Origin of the sequence: Priestia sp. J2, from assembly GCF_020790095.1 — a bacterium.
In the GTDB taxonomy this organism is placed as follows: domain Bacteria; phylum Bacillota; class Bacilli; order Bacillales; family Bacillaceae_H; genus Priestia; species Priestia zanthoxyli.
Genome location: NZ_CP086208.1, coordinates 3,047,304 through 3,068,688, shown reverse-complemented (window position 1 = coordinate 3,068,688; position 21,385 = coordinate 3,047,304). Strand labels below are relative to the sequence as shown.

Annotated in this window: 24 protein-coding genes and 2 riboswitches; of the genes, 12 read left to right on the top strand and 12 right to left on the bottom strand. The window is 38.9% G+C overall.

Going from position 1 to position 21,385, the window contains the following annotated elements; translation table 11 throughout:
- The first annotated feature begins 350 nt into the window (after positions 1-350).
- Together LJY09_RS15550 and LJY09_RS15545 are read left to right on the top strand one after the other, a co-directional pair.
- Positions 351-1,520 (top strand): MFS transporter, encoded by a 1,170-nt coding sequence (locus LJY09_RS15550; RefSeq protein ID WP_028414371.1) that lies wholly within the window; start codon positions 351-353, stop codon positions 1,518-1,520.
- Positions 1,521-1,706: 186 nt separating this feature from the next.
- Entirely contained in the window at positions 1,707-2,153 is a 447-nt protein-coding gene (locus LJY09_RS15545) for a GNAT family N-acetyltransferase (protein WP_028414370.1), read from the top strand.
- Positions 2,154-2,481: 328 nt separating this feature from the next.
- Here the strand turns inward: LJY09_RS15545 and LJY09_RS15540 are convergent, their stop codons facing one another.
- Positions 2,482-2,838, bottom strand: coding sequence for a hypothetical protein (locus LJY09_RS15540; RefSeq protein WP_028414369.1), 357 nt, complete (start codon positions 2,836-2,838; stop codon positions 2,482-2,484).
- Positions 2,839-2,904: 66 nt separating this feature from the next.
- Positions 2,905-3,771: a YitT family protein gene (locus LJY09_RS15535; RefSeq protein WP_014459409.1), complete on the bottom strand. Its 867-nt coding sequence runs from the start codon at positions 3,769-3,771 to the stop codon at positions 2,905-2,907.
- Between the two features lie 162 nt (positions 3,772-3,933).
- On the opposite strand from LJY09_RS15535, the gene cobT reads away from it, so the two are divergent.
- Positions 3,934-4,971, top strand: coding sequence for a nicotinate-nucleotide--dimethylbenzimidazole phosphoribosyltransferase (gene cobT / locus LJY09_RS15530; RefSeq protein ID WP_028414368.1), 1,038 nt, complete (start codon positions 3,934-3,936; stop codon positions 4,969-4,971).
- 58 nt (positions 4,972-5,029) lie between these two features.
- On the opposite strand, the gene LJY09_RS27670 is transcribed toward cobT, so the two are convergent.
- Positions 5,030-5,164, bottom strand: coding sequence for a hypothetical protein (locus tag LJY09_RS27670; protein WP_255219782.1), 135 nt, complete (start codon positions 5,162-5,164; stop codon positions 5,030-5,032).
- A 318-nt stretch (positions 5,165-5,482) separates the two neighbouring features.
- Here LJY09_RS27670 and LJY09_RS15525 point away from each other — a divergent pair, with 318 nt between their 5' ends.
- On the top strand, positions 5,483-6,163 hold the full coding sequence (locus tag LJY09_RS15525; RefSeq protein WP_028414367.1) for an FHA domain-containing protein: 681 nt from the start codon (positions 5,483-5,485) through the stop codon (positions 6,161-6,163).
- A 15-nt stretch (positions 6,164-6,178) separates the two neighbouring features.
- On the opposite strand, the gene LJY09_RS15520 is transcribed toward LJY09_RS15525, so the two are convergent.
- From LJY09_RS15520 to LJY09_RS15510, 3 genes are all read right to left on the bottom strand, one after another.
- A complete protein-coding gene (locus tag LJY09_RS15520; protein ID WP_028414366.1) occupies positions 6,179-6,946 on the bottom strand; it encodes a class I SAM-dependent methyltransferase in 768 nt (255 codons plus the stop codon).
- A 187-nt stretch (positions 6,947-7,133) separates the two neighbouring features.
- On the bottom strand, positions 7,134-7,595 hold the full coding sequence (locus tag LJY09_RS15515; protein ID WP_028414365.1) for a DinB family protein: 462 nt from the start codon (positions 7,593-7,595) through the stop codon (positions 7,134-7,136).
- A 120-nt stretch (positions 7,596-7,715) separates the two neighbouring features.
- Positions 7,716-7,991 (bottom strand): AbrB/MazE/SpoVT family DNA-binding domain-containing protein, encoded by a 276-nt coding sequence (locus LJY09_RS15510; protein ID WP_013057736.1) that lies wholly within the window; start codon positions 7,989-7,991, stop codon positions 7,716-7,718.
- A 413-nt stretch (positions 7,992-8,404) separates the two neighbouring features.
- Here LJY09_RS15510 and rpsN point away from each other — a divergent pair, with 413 nt between their 5' ends.
- On the top strand, positions 8,405-8,674 hold the full coding sequence (rpsN, locus tag LJY09_RS15505) for a 30S ribosomal protein S14 (RefSeq protein ID WP_028414364.1): 270 nt from the start codon (positions 8,405-8,407) through the stop codon (positions 8,672-8,674).
- Positions 8,675-8,703: 29 nt separating this feature from the next.
- On the opposite strand, the gene LJY09_RS15500 is transcribed toward rpsN, so the two are convergent.
- Entirely contained in the window at positions 8,704-10,917 is a 2,214-nt protein-coding gene (locus LJY09_RS15500) for an N-acetylmuramoyl-L-alanine amidase family protein (RefSeq protein WP_228307319.1), read from the bottom strand.
- 571 nt (positions 10,918-11,488) lie between these two features.
- Between LJY09_RS15500 and LJY09_RS15495 the strand changes: the two genes are divergently transcribed.
- Positions 11,489-12,022, top strand: a complete 534-nt coding sequence (locus LJY09_RS15495; protein ID WP_028412757.1) for a GrpB family protein — start codon at positions 11,489-11,491, stop codon at positions 12,020-12,022.
- A gap of 36 nt (positions 12,023-12,058) precedes the next feature.
- Here LJY09_RS15495 and LJY09_RS15490 read toward each other — a convergent pair whose 3' ends face one another.
- From LJY09_RS15490 to LJY09_RS15475, 4 genes are all read right to left on the bottom strand, one after another.
- Complete coding sequence (locus LJY09_RS15490) at positions 12,059-12,739, bottom strand: DUF4397 domain-containing protein (protein WP_033580604.1); 681 nt, start codon at positions 12,737-12,739, stop codon at positions 12,059-12,061.
- A 115-nt stretch (positions 12,740-12,854) separates the two neighbouring features.
- A complete protein-coding gene (locus LJY09_RS15485; RefSeq protein WP_033580605.1) occupies positions 12,855-13,292 on the bottom strand; it encodes a hypothetical protein in 438 nt (145 codons plus the stop codon).
- Positions 13,293-13,385: 93 nt separating this feature from the next.
- Positions 13,386-14,123 carry an oxygen-insensitive NADPH nitroreductase gene (gene nfsA, locus LJY09_RS15480; protein WP_099000325.1) on the bottom strand — a complete coding sequence of 246 codons (738 nt, stop codon included), beginning with the start codon at positions 14,121-14,123 and terminating at the stop codon, positions 13,386-13,388.
- A gap of 29 nt (positions 14,124-14,152) precedes the next feature.
- A complete protein-coding gene (locus LJY09_RS15475) occupies positions 14,153-14,437 on the bottom strand; it encodes a putative quinol monooxygenase (RefSeq protein WP_013057729.1) in 285 nt (94 codons plus the stop codon).
- 204 nt (positions 14,438-14,641) lie between these two features.
- Here LJY09_RS15475 and LJY09_RS15470 point away from each other — a divergent pair, with 204 nt between their 5' ends.
- Positions 14,642-14,956 (top strand): ArsR/SmtB family transcription factor, encoded by a 315-nt coding sequence (locus tag LJY09_RS15470; RefSeq protein WP_013083811.1) that lies wholly within the window; start codon positions 14,642-14,644, stop codon positions 14,954-14,956.
- A gap of 19 nt (positions 14,957-14,975) precedes the next feature.
- Here the strand turns inward: LJY09_RS15470 and LJY09_RS15465 are convergent, their stop codons facing one another.
- Positions 14,976-15,311 carry a CHY zinc finger protein gene (locus tag LJY09_RS15465; RefSeq protein WP_028412761.1) on the bottom strand — a complete coding sequence of 112 codons (336 nt, stop codon included), beginning with the start codon at positions 15,309-15,311 and terminating at the stop codon, positions 14,976-14,978.
- Positions 15,312-15,488: 177 nt separating this feature from the next.
- Between LJY09_RS15465 and LJY09_RS15460 the strand changes: the two genes are divergently transcribed.
- The 5 genes from LJY09_RS15460 (at position 15,489) to kdpB (ending at position 21,385) form a co-directional block, all read left to right on the top strand.
- Complete coding sequence (locus LJY09_RS15460) at positions 15,489-16,556, top strand: undecaprenyldiphospho-muramoylpentapeptide beta-N-acetylglucosaminyltransferase (protein WP_028412762.1); 1,068 nt, start codon at positions 15,489-15,491, stop codon at positions 16,554-16,556.
- A 159-nt stretch (positions 16,557-16,715) separates the two neighbouring features.
- A riboswitch (cyclic di-AMP (ydaO/yuaA leader) is annotated at positions 16,716-16,858 on the top strand.
- Positions 16,859-16,930: 72 nt separating this feature from the next.
- Positions 16,931-17,068 (top strand): hypothetical protein, encoded by a 138-nt coding sequence (locus LJY09_RS15455; RefSeq protein WP_014459426.1) that lies wholly within the window; start codon positions 16,931-16,933, stop codon positions 17,066-17,068.
- A 15-nt stretch (positions 17,069-17,083) separates the two neighbouring features.
- A riboswitch (cyclic di-AMP (ydaO/yuaA leader) is annotated at positions 17,084-17,224 on the top strand.
- A gap of 297 nt (positions 17,225-17,521) precedes the next feature.
- Positions 17,522-17,602 carry a K(+)-transporting ATPase subunit F gene (gene kdpF, locus LJY09_RS27845; protein WP_099000324.1) on the top strand — a complete coding sequence of 27 codons (81 nt, stop codon included), beginning with the start codon at positions 17,522-17,524 and terminating at the stop codon, positions 17,600-17,602.
- A gap of 24 nt (positions 17,603-17,626) precedes the next feature.
- On the top strand, positions 17,627-19,288 hold the full coding sequence (gene kdpA, locus LJY09_RS15450; protein WP_228307785.1) for a potassium-transporting ATPase subunit KdpA: 1,662 nt from the start codon (positions 17,627-17,629) through the stop codon (positions 19,286-19,288).
- Positions 19,289-19,309: 21 nt separating this feature from the next.
- Positions 19,310-21,385, top strand: coding sequence for a potassium-transporting ATPase subunit KdpB (kdpB, locus tag LJY09_RS15445; RefSeq protein WP_099000322.1), 2,076 nt, complete (start codon positions 19,310-19,312; stop codon positions 21,383-21,385).

The following is a 21,385-nucleotide window of genomic DNA, read 5'->3' as shown; positions in this document are numbered from 1 at the left end:
ATATTCCTCACCCTATACGTTAAATTTTAATGGGAGTACTCGTCCATCTATGTATATGACAAGCTTAGGTTATTTAGAAGTAAAGAAGAAGAAAAAAGAAAATTATGTAAAAAGTATTGATTCTATAACTCTGATATTCTATAGTTAATCTAACTTCGTTTTCACGACAATTTCTTGATTTTTTACCATACTGTTTAACTGTTTGTATTTTTTAATATATAAAAAAGTTGTGTTCTGTAAAAAGCATACGATTGTAATAAGTCGATAAAAGCAAGCCGTTATATAAAGGGGTTGATTACGTGTAGGATTCTCTTTCTTTTCAGTCATACTAAAAAGAAAGAGGGATTGTCGTGAAAAATCGTTCCGTACTTTTTTTATGGTTTGGTCAAAGCCAAGCTAATTTAGCAGATGTATTATATATTGTTGCGTTAATAAGCATTCTTTACGCTCAAAATAGTTCTCCTGTGCTGCTTTCATGCATTCCGTTTACCATTACGGCTGCTAAGTTTTTGAGCAGTTTTACGGTGCCTTTTCTTATAGATCGCTACAGAGCTAAGCGTATTCTTGTGGTGTCTCAGCTGTTAAAAACCAGTGTTTTGTCTATGTTTTTCTTGTGGCATATGTCGCTTATCAGCATGCTGTGCTGCGTGGCGCTTATTGCTTTTTTCGATGGGTGGGCAGCTCCGGTTCAAAGCTCTATGCTTCCTCATTTAGTAGATAAAGAGAAGCTGTTAAAATGGAACAGTATGTTTAATGTCACGGATCAAACGATTCAAATTGCAGCCTATCCGCTTGGAAGCTTTCTGATTATTAGCTGGGATGCTACCGGCCTTTTATGGCTGTCATTTTCGTTATTTAGTTTGTCACTCATATTCATGCAGGCCATTCGCATGAACGTTCATTCTTCTAAAACAAAGCAAAAACAAGGGTTAAAAGAGGGATGGAAGCTAATTTGGCATTATCCGCGCCTGCGGGTTTTATTAGTCATGGAGGTTTTAGAAGGGATGGCTGCCGGCGTTTGGGCATCAGCTATTGTCTACGTGTTTGTGAAAGAAATATTAAATAAAAATGAAGCTTGGTGGGGATATATTAACAGCAGTTTTTTTGTTGGAACGGTTCTTGGTGGTTTCGTTTTGCTGAAGATTTCAGTTGAGCAAGAGAGAAGTCTTTATCATATCGTAATACTAGGCAGTCTTTTTTCAGGTTTCTTTACATTATTGTTCGGAGTGATATCTGTGCCGTTTCTTTCCCTTTTACTTAGTTTTACTATTGGCATTGCCCTTCAAATAAGCGCTACGTGTTCTTACACGCTTACACAAACGGCCGTTCCTTTAGAAAAGCTTCCTAAGGTGCTTTCCGCTACGCTGAGCGTTTCATATGTGACGTTTGGGCTTTCGGTGCTGCTGCTTGGCGCTGTTGCTTCGCTAAATGTGACGGCGGCGTTTCTAACGGCAGGAGGACTGATTGTAATCAGCGGCTGCGTAGGTTTATTCTTACGAAATTATGCGCTTGCTAACTAAAAAAGGTTGCTGTTTGCAACCTTTTTTTAAAACAGCGTATTTTCTCTCCTCAACCATAAGCCGTATAAGGTTGTTTGCTTTAAATATCCCCTTGTGTAAAAGTAGGGAGCTTTTCACGAAAACGAAAGGAAAAAAAGTATAGCTATCGAATTATGTTAAGAGCGTTGAGCTAAAAGGAGTGATTAAATGGTTGTCATTCGACAGGCGGTTGAAACTGATCGAGAGCGACTGGCTACGTTAATGCAAGAATATATAGTGAAATTCTGCGAGCAGCCTGACCCTTCCCGGAAAGCTTTAACTTTACATATTAAGCGTCTATTGAATAATCCTTCCTACGGTATCCAGTTTGTTGCTGAATTGGAAGGGAAACTAGTAGGTTTTGCGACGGTGTACGTATCGTGGAGCACCCATTATTTTAAAGAAACAGGCGTCTTAAAAGATTTGTACGTATCTCCTTTAAACAGAGGAAATAAAATTGGTGAACGTTTGTTTAAGATTTGCCTTGCCTATTCTCAAAAGTATGAGTTTGCAGGAATGACCGCTGAGTGCAGCAGTGAAAATAAAGTTGCTCAAAACCTTTATCAAAAAATGAACGGTAAAGAAAATGAAGGGGTTCAATACCGTTTTTTTTAAGAGAAGTACAGCTTTTACTTTTAAGACTTCTACTAAATGGCAAAAATATGTTATAGTATGAAAAGTGAAATTGATGAAAATGTCGGTGGGCTATATGTTAGATGATGGTATGAATAGTAGGGGGAAGTTGGACTAGCTGTTTGAAAGGCGGCCATCCTATTTTTAGTATAGCCGCAAGGAAGGAGCAGGACCTTGAAAAAAAATCCAATCTTAAACGCGTGGAAAATAGTAACTGCGACGAGTGGTTTTTTACTTGCGCTGTTTATCTTTAAAGTCCGAAAAGGAAGATAACCATATAAAAAGAGCTCCTCGATTGAGGAGCTTTTTATTATTTAGTAATAGGAAACGTCAAGGGAGTCACTGTTGATAAAGAATCTCGGTAAGAATGATAGGTGAAATAATGACGTGTTGGACTATAAATAGTCATGTAAAGTAAATAATCATATTTCGTTTCCATATAGAAAAAAACGCCGTCTTCGTGGAGTGCATAGAAAGAGTATGAAATCCCTAGCAGCTTTTGCTTTTGTACGCTTGTGCTTGGATTTTCTTTAATCCATTCATAAAGTTCAAAAACACTCACTCCTGGTGAAGATTGCAGCGTATGTACTTTGTCATGTAACTTATCAGATACATCGGAAACCGACTGTTTTAATTGGTTAAATAAGTTGGACATTTGTTCTTTCATTGTGGTGATCTCCTTTATGGGTAGTCAGCTATTAGCATGCTCAGAGAAATCCACGCTTATGTATAGTTAGTGAATGGCTGATTTGAATTTGCCGCCCTGCGCTTCCTGGGTATCCATAATGGTTGTAAATGCATGTGGATCAATTTCAGAAATAATAGTTTTAAGCTTGGTAATTTCTAAACGCGTCACAACTACGTATATGACTTCTTTTTCTGTGCCTTCAAATCCGCCTTTACCATACAGTTTCGTCACGCCGCGGCCTAGACGATGCGTAATAGCGTCTGATAGCTCTTCATAGTGATTTGAAACAATAAAAGCTGCTTTTGTTTCATCAAGCCCTTGAATAATCGCATCGATTGTTTTAGAAGCAATATAGTACGTAAGGATCGAGTACATGGCTTGTTCCCAACCTAGCACGAACCCTGCCCAAGCGAAAATAAAGATATTTAAAAACATCACAAATTCGCCTACAGAAAACGGGATTTTTTTTGTTAATAAAATACCTAAAATCTCAGTTCCGTCTAATGCTCCACCGTGACGAATGACCGTTCCTACACCTGCTCCTAACAGCAGCCCGCCAAATACAGTAGCAAGAAGCGGTTCAGATGTTACAGCTGGAACATGGTGCAATTGAGATTCTACAATGGATAAAGCAACAACTGCAAACATAGATGAAAAGCAGAAGCTACGACCAATTTGTTTGTATCCACTATATAAAAAAGGGAGATTAAAGATGATGATAAGAAGACTGAACGGCAATTTTGTTAAGTAAACTAAAATTAGAGAAATACCGATAATACCGCCGTCAATGACGGAATTTGGGACTAAAAATAATTCGATAGAAACGGCAGCCAAGGAAGCTCCAATTAACATCATAATGTAGCGATAAATGAGCCGACCTGCCTTTTCCTTTTTGTGCTGTTTCGTTGTCATAAAATCTTTCCTTTCAACATACTGCCTATACGCAACTCTTACTAGTATAACTAAGTCTTGGGAACTCTATCCAATTATCTACTTTAAAAAAGACTAGCCAGAATAAACAAAATCCTGTTAAATTAAACGGTAGACATTTGCTGAAATAAAGGAGCTGTACATATGATAAACGTTTATATTCCACCGCTTCAAACAAGCGCTGGCGAAAAAGCGGCACGCTATATTGATACATTAACCAAACCGATAGGAAGCCTTGGAAGGCTCGAAGAAATAGCAGTTGAATTAGCGGCCATGACTGGGGAAACCTTTCCGACAGTCACGCCGCCAGGAGTCCTCGTTTTTGCAGGCGATCATGGAATTGTAAAAGAAGGAGTTTCAGCTTATCCTCAAGACGTAACGGCACAAATGGCGCTGAATTTTTTGCAGGGAGGAGCAGCTATTAACGTGTTTAGCGGGCAAATAGATGCCCAGTTCAAACTGATTGACATCGGCATTGCTTCTGACCTTTCCCACAAGGACCTTGTACAACGCAAAGTGAAGCTGGGCACAGCAAGTTTTTATAAAGAAGACGCGATGACGCGCAGTGAGGCAGAATTGGCTGTTCAAGTCGGATATGAAGAAGCTGAAGAGCTTATTGCCCAAGGAATTAAATGTTTGATTGTGGGAGAAATGGGCATCGGAAACACTACGTCAAGCACGGCTATTTTAGCTGTATTGACAGGAGAAAAAGTCTCTAAGCTTGCAGGAATGGGCACAGGGATTTCTGACGAACAACTGCGCCACAAAGTGAAGGTAATTGAAGAAGCGCTGCAAAACAGGCACATCAACCCTCAGGATCCGATTGATATTATTAGTAAAATAGGGGGGCTTGAAATTGCAGGAATGACAGGTGCTATGCTGGCGGCAGCTGCTCACCGTATTCCTATTTTAGTAGATGGTTTTATTTGTACAGTTGCAGCTCTTCTGGCGACAGAAATCAATACACAAGCAAGAGACTATATGTTTGCTAGTCACGAATCTGTTGAACAAGGTCATGCGTGTGCAATGAAGCTTCTTGGCAAGAAACCGCTTCTCAACCTCAATCTTCGGTTAGGTGAAGGAAGTGGAGCTGCTGTTACATTTCCGCTGCTGCACTCGGCTTCGCTGATGATTGCTAATATGGCTACGTTTCAATCTGCGGGAGTGTCTGAGAAAGAATAAACCTAAAAAAGACATGGGAACAAAACCATGTCTTTTTTCTTTATTTTATAAAAAAATCTTATATTTTTAACATCATAAACCAATAAACGCTAAAGCTAGCACCTGTTAAAATAAATGATCCAATAATTAACAATACCAGTGCAACGCGTCGTTTAATCGCTTGAATTTCTCTATCTTTTGGCAAACGTCCCATTGGTCTTCCTCCATTATGTAAATATTTCACGTATTTTCCTATTTTACTCCGCTTTAAAAAGAGAGAACATATGTCAAAGTTACTAAAAAACAAATTATTTTACAAAAAAATTGTATCCACGTTACAGCAGGGCAAAGAATACGTATTTTTTCAGTTAGAAAAGGACTGCTCTAAAGGTTTACTTACATGGCAACAACCTTTATCATATAACTGACTATACTATGATGTTATCCAAAGTTGGAAGAAATCTCAATAAATGTGAGTGTTATAATTACATGATAAGAGTCAGAAAATTTTAAAAAAGAGTGTGAGCAAACAATGAACGGTATGTTGATTATTCGGAACGGTGCTCCTTTTGATGAAGGAGCTTCCGTGCCTATTCCAAAAGATAAAGCTTGTATTATCGGACGAAGCAGTGAAGAATGGGAGCCTTATCTGGCCTTTCAAAGTGCTTACATTTCACGCAAGCATTTTGAAGTAACGTACGAAAGCAACGCATTCTTCATTACAGACTTGTTTAGTAAACACGGGACAAAAGTAAACGGAGAAGAGTTACAGCCTGGAACCCCTCGTTTCTTGAAAGAGCAGGATGTCATTACCTTAGCAAATGAGGAGGCAGCTTTAGTATTTAGAAATGATGATATGGATGCAACCCTCGATTTAGGACCTTTGCTAAAACAAATAAATAAGCCATTTTACACATTAGATCCAATTTTGCAGAAAGTAAAAGTAAAAGAGGAAACGTATATTCTGTCAGATAAAGAATACGCGTGCTTAGCTTACCTTCTAGAATATAACAATCAATTTGTTTCAAAAGAAGCATTAAAAAAAAGCGTTTGGCCTGAACGAGTAGAGTCAAATGGAGAAATTCTGGTAGCAGCGGAAGAGCTGAATGCGCTGATTTACCGGGTTCGCAAAAAAATAGGAACATATTTAGAAATCGAAGTGATTCGAGGAAAAGGATATTGGCTGCACTTTAACGAAAATGGACGTGAATAGAATCACGTCCATTTTTTAATCTCGTTTTACAGCATGTACACGTATATGTTTAGCTTCTGCTAGCCAAGATCCGTTTTGAAATAGTTTGTCTTGCATTCGATTTTCTAAGCGCGTAATGAGGACATTTTTAGTTTCTGTCGTCACGTGAGCAAAAAGAGGGGCTGCATTTGTTTCGAGCCAATTACGCAAGCCGTTTTCCCCTTTTAACAAGAGGGGCCGGCTGTAGTGTATGGCCGTGGTGACTTGAAAATTCTGTGATTCCAAAAGAGAAGAATATTCAGCTACAGAAGGGAAGTACCATGGGAAATCTACATCGTTATAAGGGATATCAAACGTTTTAAATTGACGAATGATTTCTGTGAAAATTTCGTCCATGTTTCCTTTTCCCCAAAATTCTGCTACAAATCGGCCATTTGGTTTTAAAGCATTGTAAATGTTTTTAATGACAAGGTGAGGGGGACGGATATCGTGTAAAGTTGCATTGGAAAAAACTGCGTCAAATTGTTCGTAATAAGGAAGGTTAAGGGCGTTTAACTGTTCAAAGGATAGAGTCGGGTACTGATGACGAGCCTGTTCAATCATATTTTCAGAGCAATCGATACCCGTTGCACGGACATGAAGCTTATTGAGCTGCGAAATAAATTCGCCAGTGCCACAGCCAATATCTAAAATATGTTCGCCAGCTTGAGGAGAAAGAAGGTTCATAGCACTTCCTCCAAATGAAGAAACAAACGGAAGATGATACACTTGAGCAATTTTTTGTTGATTAACAGTTTGACTCATGAAGTGATTCCTCCTTTGTAAAAGATGATGACGATCGTTTTATAAGAAGAAACAAGCTTTGAATAGTAGATATGAAGTTATTGATAGAATTATACCATATATCTTACTTATTATGCCGAAAACTCCAAAGAAAAAGCGCACCAAACTTCTAGCTTGGGCGCTTACAAGTCGAACTATTTTATAACCATTAACCGAACTGAACAAATAGAGGAAGATCTGTATGACCCATCTCACGTACGTAGACGTATAAATTTCCTTTATGATGAATTTCATGGTCAATGGCCATTTGTAAAAGCTGTCTTCCAGGAAGCTTTCTTCCAAACGCTGCAGTTGCGTCAATGGTCTTGTTTAAGTCATCTTCGCTAAGTGAGCGTAATACGTCTACTGTTTTGTTCGTATATTCAGCTGCAAGGTCCGATAATGACTTACCGCCAAAATCAGCTTTTTGACCAAGTGGAGATAAATCACCGGATTTTACCACTGATGCAAATGCATAAAAGGATGTTAAAATATGCGTAGATAAGTCAAAAGCTGACATAGATGTCGGGGCAGGCTTGTATTCGTAGTGACCTGCTTCAATTTTGTTGATTAATTCATTAGTTACGTTTCGATGTGCTAAAAAGTGATGAGTCATTTGTTCAACTGTCATGATAAAAGGCTCCTTTATTATGTATTCGCTTCTGAGTATAGCATCTGAAAATCAGAAAGCGAAGAAAAAACTTTAATAAAAAGAAAAACAGCTGCTTACATGCAACTGTTTTTCTTTTTATTAGAAATTACGTTGTTTTAACTCTTCAAGTAATAACTCCATACCTTCGCGGCTTAAAGTTAATTTGCCATCTGCGATTGTTACGTTGTCAGAAGATACTTCACCAGTAATCGCACAAGCACCGTTCGGCTCATATTTCTTTAAAATAATTCGATCTGTTTCGACAAAAATTTCAACAGGATCTTTTACATCTATTTCAAGAACACGTCTTAACTCTTTAGGAATTACGATACGACCTAAATCATCTACTTTTCTTACAATACCAGTCGATTTCATTTTTTAATCACCTTTACTTTTATATTTTATTGAGTACACAAAATATTATTTTTGGAATTTCTAAGATGATTATATACTAGATAACCGCTAAATTTGTCGAAGTTATTAATATGTAAATGAACTGTAATATTATTGAAATATTATCTGTAAATACAAATCCTCCTACAAAATGGAATATGTAGGGCTCTTTGTATGATATAGGAGATGAAGGAATTAATTACATTTGACATACAATTTTATTTATGTTTATACAGCAGTTTAGGAGAGAGGATACATGTAAGCGTGGAAGCAAACAAGTTGAAAAAATGAAGAAAATATGATTAAATTTAAAAAGTAATTTGCTCAAAATAATTAAATCGTAATGATTACGTATTTCAAATAAAAATTGATAAAGCGAAAGGATGACAAAGAGTTTGGCTAAAAAATCAAAAGTTGTAAAAGAACAAAAGCGCCAAGAGATAGTAGCGAAATATGCGCAATTGCGCCAAGAGTTGAAGGAAAAAGGAGATTACGAAGCGTTAAAAAAATTGCCTAGAGATTCTTCACCAACGCGCTTAAATAATCGCTGCCGCGTTACCGGTCGCCCTCGAGGCTATCTTAGAAAATTTGAAATGTCACGCATTGCTTTTAGGGAATTGGCCTACAAAGGACAAATCCCAGGTGTTAAAAAAGCAAGCTGGTAGTATAAAAGCCCTCATAATGAGGGCTTTTATTATTTATTAGCTGCAAAGTATCGAGCAATTCCTTGATAAATACCTGTAGATATTTGCTGCTGATACGCATTAGAAGAAACAATTTGCTCATCGTGAGCATTTGATAAAAAGCCTAATTCAAGAAGTACAGCACGCTGGTTGTTTTCTCGAGTAACATAATAATCTCCAAAACGAACCCCCATATCCTTCATAGAAGGCGCATTTTCAGCCATGCTTTCTTGAATGTATTTTGCTAATTCTTTATCTTTAGCTTCACTGTAATAAAATGATGCGATGCCGTTTGCAGAAGATGAAGTAGAAGCGTTATAGTGAACGCTGATAAATGCATCTGCATGCTTTGCTTCACTAACGTTCACACGTCCGCTCAGTGAAATAAAAGTATCGTTTGAACGCGTCATAAATACATTTGCTCCGGCATTAGCTAAGCGGCTTGCCACAAGTTTTGCGGTTGTTAACGCTAGGTTTTTCTCAATCGATGACTTGCCTGAAGTGCCAGGGTCATATCCGCCGTGCCCAGCGTCTACCACAATAATTTTATCTTTTAAAGCAGCAGATGGGGAAGGCAAACTAGCTGAAGTTGTAGAACCAGCCGCAGCTGTTAACCCTTTTGACACCCATGCTGTTTGACTTGCAGAGTACTGAATTTGCACCCAGTCATTCGTTTCGCCTACTTTTTTGAATCGTTCGCCTGCTTTTGCTACACGAATAATTCCCGCACTTAAGCTCGGCTGACTGCGCAAATTTGAAGCTTTTGTAATTTGAATCGACTGGGCTGGTTGTGAAGACTGTCCAGAATTAGCTTGTAAATACTGACTTGCTACCCAGCCCGTTTGGCCGCTTGCCGTTTTAATCTGAGACCAAGATCCGCTTTCTTTTAAAACCATTACTTTTGAATTGCGCGGTAAGTTTGTTACGACCGATGCGCTTGTGCTTGCAGAAGAACGAACGTTTAATGAACTGGCGTTAACGACCGCTGACTTAGATGACGTGGATCCAGAATCTTTAGCTGGCGCAGAAGAAGCAGAGCCTGCTTGTAGGTACTGACTTGCCACCCAGCCCGTTTGACCACTTGCTGTTTTAATCTGTGACCAGGATCCGCTCTCTTTTACCACCGTTACTTTGGAACCCCGGGATAAGTTCGTCACGATAGACGCGCTTGTGCTCGCAGAAGAGCGAACATTTAATGAGCTAGCGTTAACAACAGCTGACTTGGATGTTGTAGAACCCGAGTTACTAGGCGGTGTAGAAGAACCGGATCCTGCTTGTAGGTACTGACTCGCTACCCAGCCCGTTTGACCTGATGCTGTTTTAATCTGTGACCAGGATCCGCTTTCTTTTACCACCGTTACTTTGGAACCCCGGGATAAGTTCGTCACGATAGACGCGCTTGTGCTCGCAGAAGAGCGAACATTTAATGAGCTAGCGTTAACAACAGCTGACTTGGATGTTGTAGAACCCGAGTTACTAGGCGGTGTAGAAGAACCGGATCCTGCTTGTAGGTACTGACTCGCTACCCAGCCCGTTTGACCTGATGCTGTTTTAATCTGTGACCAGGATCCGCTTTCTTTTACCACCGTTACTTTGGAACCCCGGGATAAGTTCGTCACGATAGACGCGCTTGTGCTCGCAGAAGAGCGAACATTTAATGAGCTAGCGTTAACAACAGCTGACTTGGATGTTGTAGAACCCGAGTTACTAGGCGGTGTAGAAGAACCGGATCCTGCTTGTAGGTACTGACTCGCTACCCAGCCCGTTTGACCTGATGCTGTTTTAATCTGTGACCAGGATCCGCTTTCTTTTACCACCGTTACTTTGGAACCTCGGGATAAGTTCGTCACGATAGACGCGCTTGTGCTCGCAGAAGAGCGAACATTTAATGAACTGGCGTTAACAACGGCTGACTTGGATGTCGAATTTGCCGTAGACGTACTGTTTGTTTGTGTTTTGTTTATGTATTGAGATGAAATCCAAGCTTCTTTACCGTTATACGTAATTTTAGCCCATCCCTTGCTTTCATCTACTATATTAACGGTGTTTCCCTTCGTTACTTTTCCAACGATAGCGCCGCTTGTACTAGGCGTTGCACGTACATTTAACGATGTAGCAGTTACTTTGGCCGATTCAGCTGCATCTGCGTCAATCGAATGCAAAAGCAATGAAGAGCTTAAAAGAACAGAAGAAACGGCTGTGTACATGACATGTTTTTTATTCATTTTTTCCTCCTTGCAAATTACAAATTTCAACATAAGTTAATTAGTATACAAAGCATATATCGGCAAATAGCCCAAAATTTTGAGTTAAATCTACTATTATCTCATAATGCCGATATTATCCATCATACTATATGTCGAATTTCAATTGTATAATGAATTTGAACTATCTGCCATCCTTAACGATAAAATTTTACATTAATGTAAAATATAATTATATCAAAGGTGAAATGTAGGGATGTCAAGGGCATATAAAGGTCTTTAGCCCTTTGTTCACCGATGTTTTGAGGACATGTTTTATACTAGAAAAAATGTAAAATAGTATAAAGCAGCTGAATGTGAATATGATAGAGGAGAGATAGCAAATAAAAGAGTATCTATCTTTTGGAGGAGGAAACATCCACAATTATGAAACATTCAGAATAAAAATAACAAAAATATATAAAATAATATAAAGCCTGTCTATATCGATGGAAAAGCTCATAGCATAAACAAAAAGTAAATAGTTAGAAAATTCTTTCTTTTTATTTTAAAACATGGTACAGTATAAAAAAGTGAAAGGGTGGAAACTGATATGCGAAAGATTGTTCAGTATGAAACAAAGTGGTCGCTTTTGTATCAAATGGAAAAAGAAGCGTTACTTAATACACTAAAAGATTTTTCAGTAGACATCGAACATATTGGAAGCACGTCCGTTCCAGGATTGGCAGGTTCACCAATCGTTGATATTTTAATCGGCGTCAAACGCGAAGAAGACATAAATGAAGTGCGCGCTATATTAAAAAATAAATCTCACGTATACGTAGCGGAAAAGGAGATGTTCGTCTTATTAAAAGAAGGCGTTCCAGCTGCACACTACCCTCCAATTATGACAGCTAAAAATGCCCGTAAGCTCATTCCACATGATGCTAGAAGAAGTCATGTGTACGTAACGGTCAGTGAATCACCTTATTGGAATGAACGAATTAATTTCAGGGAGCAGTTACGCTCGAGCGAACGTGCTAGAAAAAAATATGAAGGTATGAAATACGAGCTTTCAAAACGATTGTGGAACGATATTTCTACCTATGAGTACAAAAAAGAAGAATTCATTCAGCGCAGTCTATAAAAAAACGTCATTTCAATTGAAATGACGTTTTTTTAATTAATTATCTTGTAAAACAATGGTCTCAAGCTTATCAGCAGTATTTACTGCGAGAACCGTATAGTTTTTACCGCTTTGAAGATTTGTTCCAGGAAGACTTAGTATTTCTTTTCCGTCTGCTGTGGAAACAGATAAATCATACGAACCCGGATTTACTACTTGATAACCTGAAATGCTTTTAAAAGACAGATCTTTAAATAAAGGAGCAGCCCCTTTAGGACCTACGTTTACCGCAGGAGCATCAGGAGATAAATGAGCAACACGTAAGCTTGCTTTTCCATCCATCCCTTGCTTATTATTCGTAAAAGCCTGCAGTTCAAGATTTTCGGCTTTATTTACAGCGGCTACTGTATACGATTTTCCACCGTCTACAACAAGGGTAGCTTCGATGATGGAATCTTTTGTTCCTTTTGTCTTCGCTTCGTATACTTCTACTTTATGAGAACCAGCTGACAAAGGCAGGGAGTTGGAGACATCTTTAAACTTTGCTCCTTCTACTAAAGCTTTGTCATCCACAAAAATGTCTACAGCTGGAGCATCTGGTGAAGCATGAACGATACGAACTTCTGCATTTTGAGCTGGTCGCTCATCTGCAGCAGGAGGTGTTTCAGCGGCAAATACTAACATGCGGCTAAGTGCCAAGAAGGCAATCACTGCTACCATTACGAATAGTCGTTTCATCAAGTATCACTCCTTTTTTAGTATACACAGCTTTATGTAAAGAGAAGGACTGTGCAGTTGTTAGCGTATACTAAATAAAATCAACTATTCGTTTGTTTGTTAACTTTTAACGTGTTTACTGAGATTTCTGACGGAAAAATCGAAGAATAGCCAAAATATTGTACAAGGTTGTTAAGAGCCACGTCAATAAAAAGCCTAGGCCAAGTCCGATATTGGCATCTATATACGTATGCGTGAAGTCATCATATACGACGTAGGCAAGAGGAGCAATTGACAGTAAAAGGAGAAGAAAAAACAAAAGTGTTTTCCATCTGCTTAAAGTGAAGGTTAGATAAAAGAAAAGGAAAGCGGAAAACAATAGAAGACCGTCTCGAATAGCCCAAGGTAAAACGCCGATATGTGGATTAGCGAGAAGAAAGGTTGGAACAATTGAAAGGAGGAAAAGGAGAGACAGCAAAGTCACGTGAAGGGTGTTCTTTTTTGTAAAAGCCGGCACCAATAAAAACGCTGCCGTTGCACCTAAAAGAAAATTACAAATTAAAATAAACTCCATCCAAACACCTCATTTATCGAGTATTACTTTTAGTCTATTCAAGACGCTGTTAAAGTAGATAAAAAAAGCTGCGATGAACATCGCAGCTTTTGATCATTCGAATTTAAATCCTTGTTTTTCAAGCATCGCTCGAACTTCTGGATAATAAATGGTTTTGTAAATAGCGGATACAGTTTGTGACCAGTTGCGGTCATCTGCACCGTTTGTTCTCTTTTTCATATACTCTGCCATTTCAGCATCATAGTCTTGAATCAATGACTTTAAGTCATGATTATAGCTTTCACGATGGTGCACAGCAGCTTGTGGTAATCGAGGCTTTTTCGCAGAATGATCTGCCGGATGTCCAATGACAAGACCGCTTACTGGGAATACGTATGCCGGTAAATCTAGGAGTTCAATGACTTCTAGTGGCTTTCTGCGAATTCCGCCGATTGGTACTGTACCTAAACCGAGTGACTCTGCTGCAACTGTTGCTGCTTCTAAAGAAATTCCAGCATCGGTTGCCCCCACTAAAATTGACTCAAGCCCATCGGTTACGCCAAGAGGCGCATCGTTAAGCTCAGCTGCAATCTTAGCACGATTAAAATCTGCACAAAAGATTAAAAATAGAGGAGCTTGGTCAATCCACGCTTGGTTGCCCGCAAGCTCTGAAAGCTTTTTCTTCTTTTCTTTATCTTGGACGCTAATAATAGTTACTTGCTGTCCGTTAATAGAAGAAGCGGCTGACTGAGCAGATTGAATAATTGTATCTAAATGCTCGTCGCTTACTGCTTCGTCTGTATATTGACGGATAGAACGATGATCTTGAATTGTACGAATTGCTTCATTCATGATGCGTCATCCTTTCAAAGAAGTTATTTTTAGCCTTGTAATGTTTTTACATCTAAAGGTGCTACAAGTACGCCAGTTTGAGCAAATGCTACAAAACTTTGGAAATGAGCTGATTTATTGTGTGCTTGAATTGCTTCTTCGCTTTTCCACTCTTCAATCATCATAAATGTGTTAGGTGTAAAAGCATCTTCAAATAGTTGATAGTTGCTGTTTCCTTCTTCTTGTAAAGAATGCTTAATTAGTTCTTGTACGTTTTCTAAAAATTCTTCTCTTTTTGCTGGGTTAACTTTCATTGAAGCTTGTAAATGAATCATGGATGATTCCTCCTTTAATAATGATGGTGCTTTATATTATTTGTTTTGTTTTTAATCTTTCATTCAATTTACGATTAAAATGAAGATAAGTTCGAATATCATCGAACAATGAAACTATAACACCGATTAAATAACAGTGCAAGGAATTTAGTTCGAAAGTTATCGAACATTGATACACAAAAGAAGCTGTGTTATATTTTAAGCATGAGAAAACCTTATCAACCACCGAAATCTGAAATTAAATTAACGCCTATTTTACATGCGTTGAGTGATCCTAACCGGCTGCGAATTGTACAGTGTTTAGCGACAAGAAAGGAGCAGACCTGTTCGTATTATCAAAAATTAAATGTATCAAAATCAACGCTATCACATCATATTAAAGTACTTCGCGAAGCTGGAATTATCAAACTACGTATAGAAGGTACGCAGCACTATTATTCCTTGCGTTTAGAAGAACTTGAGGAACTGTTCCCAGGTCTGCTTCCTTCCATTATCAATATAGATGAGCAATTATTTTAAAAGCTGAACGATGTTTTGTTCAGCTTTTTTGTTCAAAATAAATGTGTCCATGCAGGCTGCATCCGGGATTAAAAGAAGAACGACAGTGAGGGCAAGTCGAGTTACAGGTTAAATATTCATTAATTGAGAGCTCATGTTTACATACTCCGCAAAGAATAGCTTTTTCATTAAACATAGATGTTGGCCATCTTTTAATGTCGTGATCCGCATGTGCGTTATGACATTGATAGCATGGATAATATGTATGACAGCAATAAAATTTTATTGCGATAATATCTTTATCCGTATGATAGTGCGTACAGCGCGTTTCGGAATCCACTGTGTCACCTTTTACTGCAGGTACAGATTTGTTCATTATCATCACTCCTTATGAAAAGTATAGCATGCTTTTATACGCCTTATCATACATATGTAAAAAGAAAAATGCTATAATAAAACCATCGTTTTACATGTCAGATTGCATGCTAAAAAGATTAGATAAAAATTGATGTCAAAACAGATCGATTAAGTGATGCAAAGAGAGGAAGAAAAAATGAGTAAGCAAGTTATCGTTTTTACCGGAGGCGGAACAGCGGGGCACGTAACGCCAAACATTGCCATCATGAAAGAATTAGACAGTGAAAAATGGGATATCCATTATGTCGGTTCTCACAATGGTATTGAGAAAGAATTAATTACAAAATTAAACGTTCCATATCATGCGATTTCAAGCGGGAAGCTGCGTCGATATGTAGATATGGAAAATGTAAAAGATGTATTTCGAGTAGCAAAAGGGGTTGGCGATGCACGTCGCGTGCTGAAAAAACTAAAGCCTTCTCTTGTTTTTTCAAAAGGCGGTTTCGTCACAGTTCCTGTGGTAATGGCTGCTAAATCTTTAAACATTCCCGTGTTCATTCATGAAAGTGATTTAACACCGGGACTGGCAAATAAAATTGCGCAGAAATTTGCCACTAAAATTTTTACTTCTTTTGATGAAGCCGCAAACTACTTTCCAAAAGAAAAAGTGCAGGTTGTTGGTTCACCTATTCGAAAAGAGCTATTTAGCGGAAGCGCAGCGAACGGGGAAAGCTGGCTACGCTTTTATGATAAGCGCCCCATTTTAACGATTATGGGCGGAAGTTTAGGAGCACGCCGTATTAATGAAATCGTTCGAGAGTCTTTGCCTGAACTGCAAAAGAAATTCCAAATTGTACACCTTTGCGGAAAAGGCAATATTGATACAAGCCTTGAAAAAGAGTCAGGATACCGTCAGTTAGAATACGTAAACGAACAGCTTCCTGATGTTCTAGCGGCAACTGATTATGTGATTACACGCGGTGGATCCAATGCCATTTTTGAGTTTTTAGCTCTTCATAAACCGATGATGATTATTCCTTTATCAAAAGCACAGAGTCGCGGAGATCAAATTTTAAATGCACAATCTTTTAAGAAAAAAGGCTACTGTATGGTTGTAGAAGAAGAACAGTTAACAAAAGAATTGTTTTTACGTGAAGTAAGTGAGCTTCAGCAGCAGGCAAGTACAATGAAGCGTACAATGCGTGAAGCAACAAAAACGGATGCTATTTCAATTCTTGTAAATGAAATTGAGAAAATGAGCTAAAAAAAGCGTTCTTATCTCCTCGATAAGAACGCTTTTTTTCTTCTGAAATTATTATTTTAAAATAATGAATAAATATAGAAAAATAAAGCTTTTAAAATTTCAAAAAATGTTGTTGACAGTAAATTTTAACAGGAGTAAGATTACTCTCATAAAACGTTCCACTGTGAAACGCTGAGTCTTTTCTGAAAGAGAAGGAAAGAGCGGAGGACCCAATTATCAGGGGTGAATCTCTTAATTGAGTAGGGTTACTTTCTTGACCCGAACCCGTCAGCTAACTTCGTAAGCGTTAAGAGAGAGGATGGTGTAATCGTGGTCGTTTTCTATAACAGCGGATAGTACGCTCCTTTCAAAATATAGGTGAAAGGAGCGTCAGGATGCATTTATCTAAGCAAATGATTCAAATGATTGAATATCGGGCAATGTGCGACCAGCAATCTTTTGATCTAGCAAACCGCTATTTGTCTACGTTAGCTAATCAAAGTTTTAAACGCAGCAGTAAAAGTCATCATTAAGTCTAAAAATTAAATAACAAATATACGCTTAATCAATTATGAGCGGGGGACCCAATATTTTGTACGTATGTACTAGGGGTGAATCTCTTAACTGAGTAGGGTTACTTCCATAACCCGAATCCGACAGCTAACTCCGTAAGCGTTTTGGGAGTAAAAAATTCGTGTCAATCACGGCTTATTTGTCGTGCATTAAACCGCGGAAGAGAACTCTCTTCTGCGGTTTTTTAGTGGAAAAAAATAGCATCACGTCTCGCGGTTAGCTTTTTTGGACGTGATGCTTTATGAAAAGAAACCGTCACTAAACTTAGAAGCTATCATTTTTGTCAGGAAACAGTTAGGAGGAAGCAACTTGGATATGATGATGCTTGGAACGCTTGCCTTATTAGCGACTGCTATGTACGGAATTATTCGCTGGTCGTCTCATGTAGTAGACGACAGAGAGGAGAAGTGAACATGTCGTTCATTTTGTCAGGTATTTCAGTTCTCGTTTTAATTTATTTAGTATATGTACTGTTAAATCCAGAACAATTTTAATAAGCGGAGGAATAAAAAGTGGGGATTTTTCTACTATCAGTTGCGCTGCTGCTTATTTTTGTAGCGCTTATTGCAAAGCCCGTAGGTATTTATATAGCGAATGTGTTTTCAAACGATAAAAACACTAGCTTGATAGGAAAGATAGAAACGGTGATGTTTAAAGCAGCAGGAATTAAAGGGCTTAATCAGACGTGGAAGCAATATGCATTTGCTCTTGTTTTGGCGAATACGTTTATGATTTTTGTGGTGTACCTTATCTTCCGGTTTCAAGGGGTACTGCCGTTTAACCCAAGCCACATCAAAGGAATGGATCCGGCACTTGCTTTTAACACGGCCATTAGTTTTATGACAAATACGAACTTGCAGCACTACAGCGGCGAATCAGGATTGTCCTATTTCTCGCAGATGGCCGCCATTGTATTTATGATGTTTGCTGCACCAGCAACGGCACTTGCAGTAGCAATCGCTTTTATTCGTGGGCTGGCAGGGAAAGAAATGGGAAACTTTTTTGTTGATTTTGTAAAGTCAATTACGCGTATTTTACTTCCTATCGCTTTTATAACAGGCATTTTATTTATGTTTTTAGGTGTCCCTCAAACGTTAAGCGGAACGGTTACTGCCCATACAATAGAAGGGGCAACACAGCAAATAGCAAGGGGACCAGTTGCTTCTTTTCTTTCAATTAAAGAGCTAGGAAACAACGGAGGGGGATTTTTTGGTGTCAATTCAGCTCATCCATTTGAAAATCCTAACGCGTTGAGCAATGTATTACAAATCGTCCTTATGCTTTTATTGCCAACAGCACTTCCTTTCACATACGGAAAAATGATCGGAAAGCGTAAGCAAGGCCGCATTTTGTTTGTAGCGATGAGTATGCTGTTTATCGTTATTTTAAGCACAGCGTTCGTAACAGAGTGGGGTGGCAATCCAAGACTTGATGCTTTTCATTTGAACGAAGCGAACGGTTATATGGAAGGGAAAGAAGTCCGTTTTGGTGTCGGCATGTCGACGCTTTACGCCATCGTGACGACAGCAAGTGAAACAGGTGCAGTCAACACCATGCACGATACTCTTACGCCTCTTACCGGGTTGTTAACGCTTGGAAATATGATGTTAAATACCGTATTCGGCGGTGTCGGAGCAGGATTTATGAATGTCATGATGTACGTCATTATCGCCGTATTTTTATCAGGTTTAATGGTTGGAAGAACACCAGAATACGTAGGTAAAAAAATTGAAGGAAAAGAAATGAAGCTAATCGCCGTGACGCTTATTTTGCAACCGCTGCTAATTTTAGGAGGAACAGCTGTAGCACTTACCACTCATTTAGGAATAGAAGGTATATCAAATCCAGGCTTTCACGGGTTAAGTCAGGCACTGTATGAATTTACGTCGTCAGCAGCAAACAATGGATCCGGCTTTGAAGGACTCGGTGATGCAACGCCGTTTTGGAACATTTCAACGGGAATCGTTATGTATATTGGACGCTACTTCGGACTAATTACGATGCTGGCGGTATCGAGCTCACTAGCATCCAAACAGCTTGTTCCCGAAACACCTGGGACATTTAAAACAGATACGTCTTTATTTAGCGGCATTTTAATTGGAACTACCGTTATTGTAGGAGCACTTACGTTTTTCCCAGTGCTTGTGCTTGGGCCGGTTGCTGAGTATTTAACACTGTAATCAAGAAAGCGGAGGATCATAATGAATAAACGGAATTTTGCAAATAATATTGAATTGGATCGCAACAGTCATATTCAAGGTTCTGTGGATACACAAGCTTCATCGATTTTTATTCAATCAGTAAAGCAGGCTTTTATCAAGCTCAGCCCAAGAACGATGATAAAAAACCCTATCATGTTCGTAGTAGAAATCGGGTTTATAATTACGCTTTTTTTAGCCGTTGTTCCGGACCTTTTCGGAGAAAGTACAGTAAGCACAGGATTTAATGTTGCCGTATCTCTCGTGTTATTTTTTACCATTGTTTTTGCTAATTTTGCAGAAGCATTAGCAGAAGGTCGAGGAAAAGCACAGGCAAACTCATTAAAGAAATCTAAAGGCGATATTACAGCTAATCAGCTTCAAAACGGGCAAATGATACAAGTTTCGGCATCGCAACTAAAAAAAGGAGATATCGTCGTCGTTTCACAAGGCGAAATGATTCCTGGAGATGGAGAAATTATTAAAGGACTGGCGTCTGTTGATGAATCGGCTATTACGGGTGAATCGGCACCTGTTATGAAAGAAGCAGGCGGGGATTTTAACTCTGTAACTGGAGGTACAAGAGTTGTCAGCGATGAAATTACAATTAAAATTACGTGTGAGCAAGGTGAATCGTTTTTAGATAAAATGATTTCGCTTGTTGAAGGAGCAGAGCGTCAAAAAACGCCAAATGAAATTGCGCTAAACACGGTTTTGACAAGTTTGACGATTATTTTTTTACTAGTTGTTGTGACGCTTCCTGTCTTTACAAACTATTTACATTTTCAACTCGACACGGCTATTTTAATTTCACTGCTCGTCTGCCTTATTCCTACGACGATTGGAGGATTATTATCGGCCATTGGAATTGCTGGAATGGATCGAGTCACGCAGTTTAACGTGATTGCTATGTCAGGAAAAGCAGTAGAAGCAGCTGGTGACATCAATACAATTATTTTAGATAAAACCGGCACCATTACGTTTGGAAACCGAATGGCTCATCAGTTAACGACTGTAGAAGGCGTAGACGAACGTGAACTGTACAAATGGGCGTTTGTTTCTTCTCTTTACGACGAAACACCAGAAGGACGCTCGGTGGTTGATTTTATCCAAACTCGCATGGGAGTAGAAGACCTTAGAAAAACGCAGGGAACGTTTGTAGAATTCAAAGCTGAAACGCGAATGAGCGGCATTGACTTACAGAATGTATCTGTACGAAAAGGAGCAGTGGACGCCGTCACGGCATGGGTAGAGTCAAATGGCGGGAAGGTTCCCTCTGATTTACAGCAAAAAGCGAACGAAATTGCAGGAGCTGGTGGCACGCCGCTTGCCGTCGCCGCCGATGATAAAATTTATGGCTTGATTTATTTAAAAGACACGGTAAAACCAGGAATGAAAGAACGCTTTGATGAACTTCGTAAAATGGGCATTAAAACAGTCATGTGCACAGGAGATAATCCGCTAACCGCAGCAACTATTGCAAAAGAAGCTGGAGTAGATGAATTTATCGCGGAATGCAAGCCAGAAGACAAGATTCAAGTCATTAAATACGAACAGCAGCAAGGCAAGCTAGTTGCGATGACAGGTGACGGAACAAATGATGCCCCTGCACTTGCTCAAGCTGACGTTGGTTTAGCAATGAACAGCGGAACCTCAGCTGCTAAAGAAGCAGCAAATATGGTGGACTTGGATTCGGATCCCACTAAAATCATTGAAGTCGTTTCAATCGGAAAACAGCTATTAATGACAAGGGGTGCCTTAACTACATTCAGCATCGCAAACGATATTGCTAAGTATTTCGCGATTATTCCAGCGATGTTTACCTTGGCGATTCCGCAAATGGAGGCTCTTAACGTAATGAAGCTGAATTCACCTCTATCTGCTGTATTGTCAGCGCTTATTTTTAATGCGGTCATTATCCCGCTGTTAATTCCCTTAGCCATGAAGGGAATTGCCTATAAGCCGATGAGTTCTAACGCACTGCTGCGAAAAAATTTGTTCATTTACGGATTAGGTGGGGTATTAGTTCCATTCATTGGGATTAAAGCGATTGACTTATTACTTTCATTTGTGATGTAG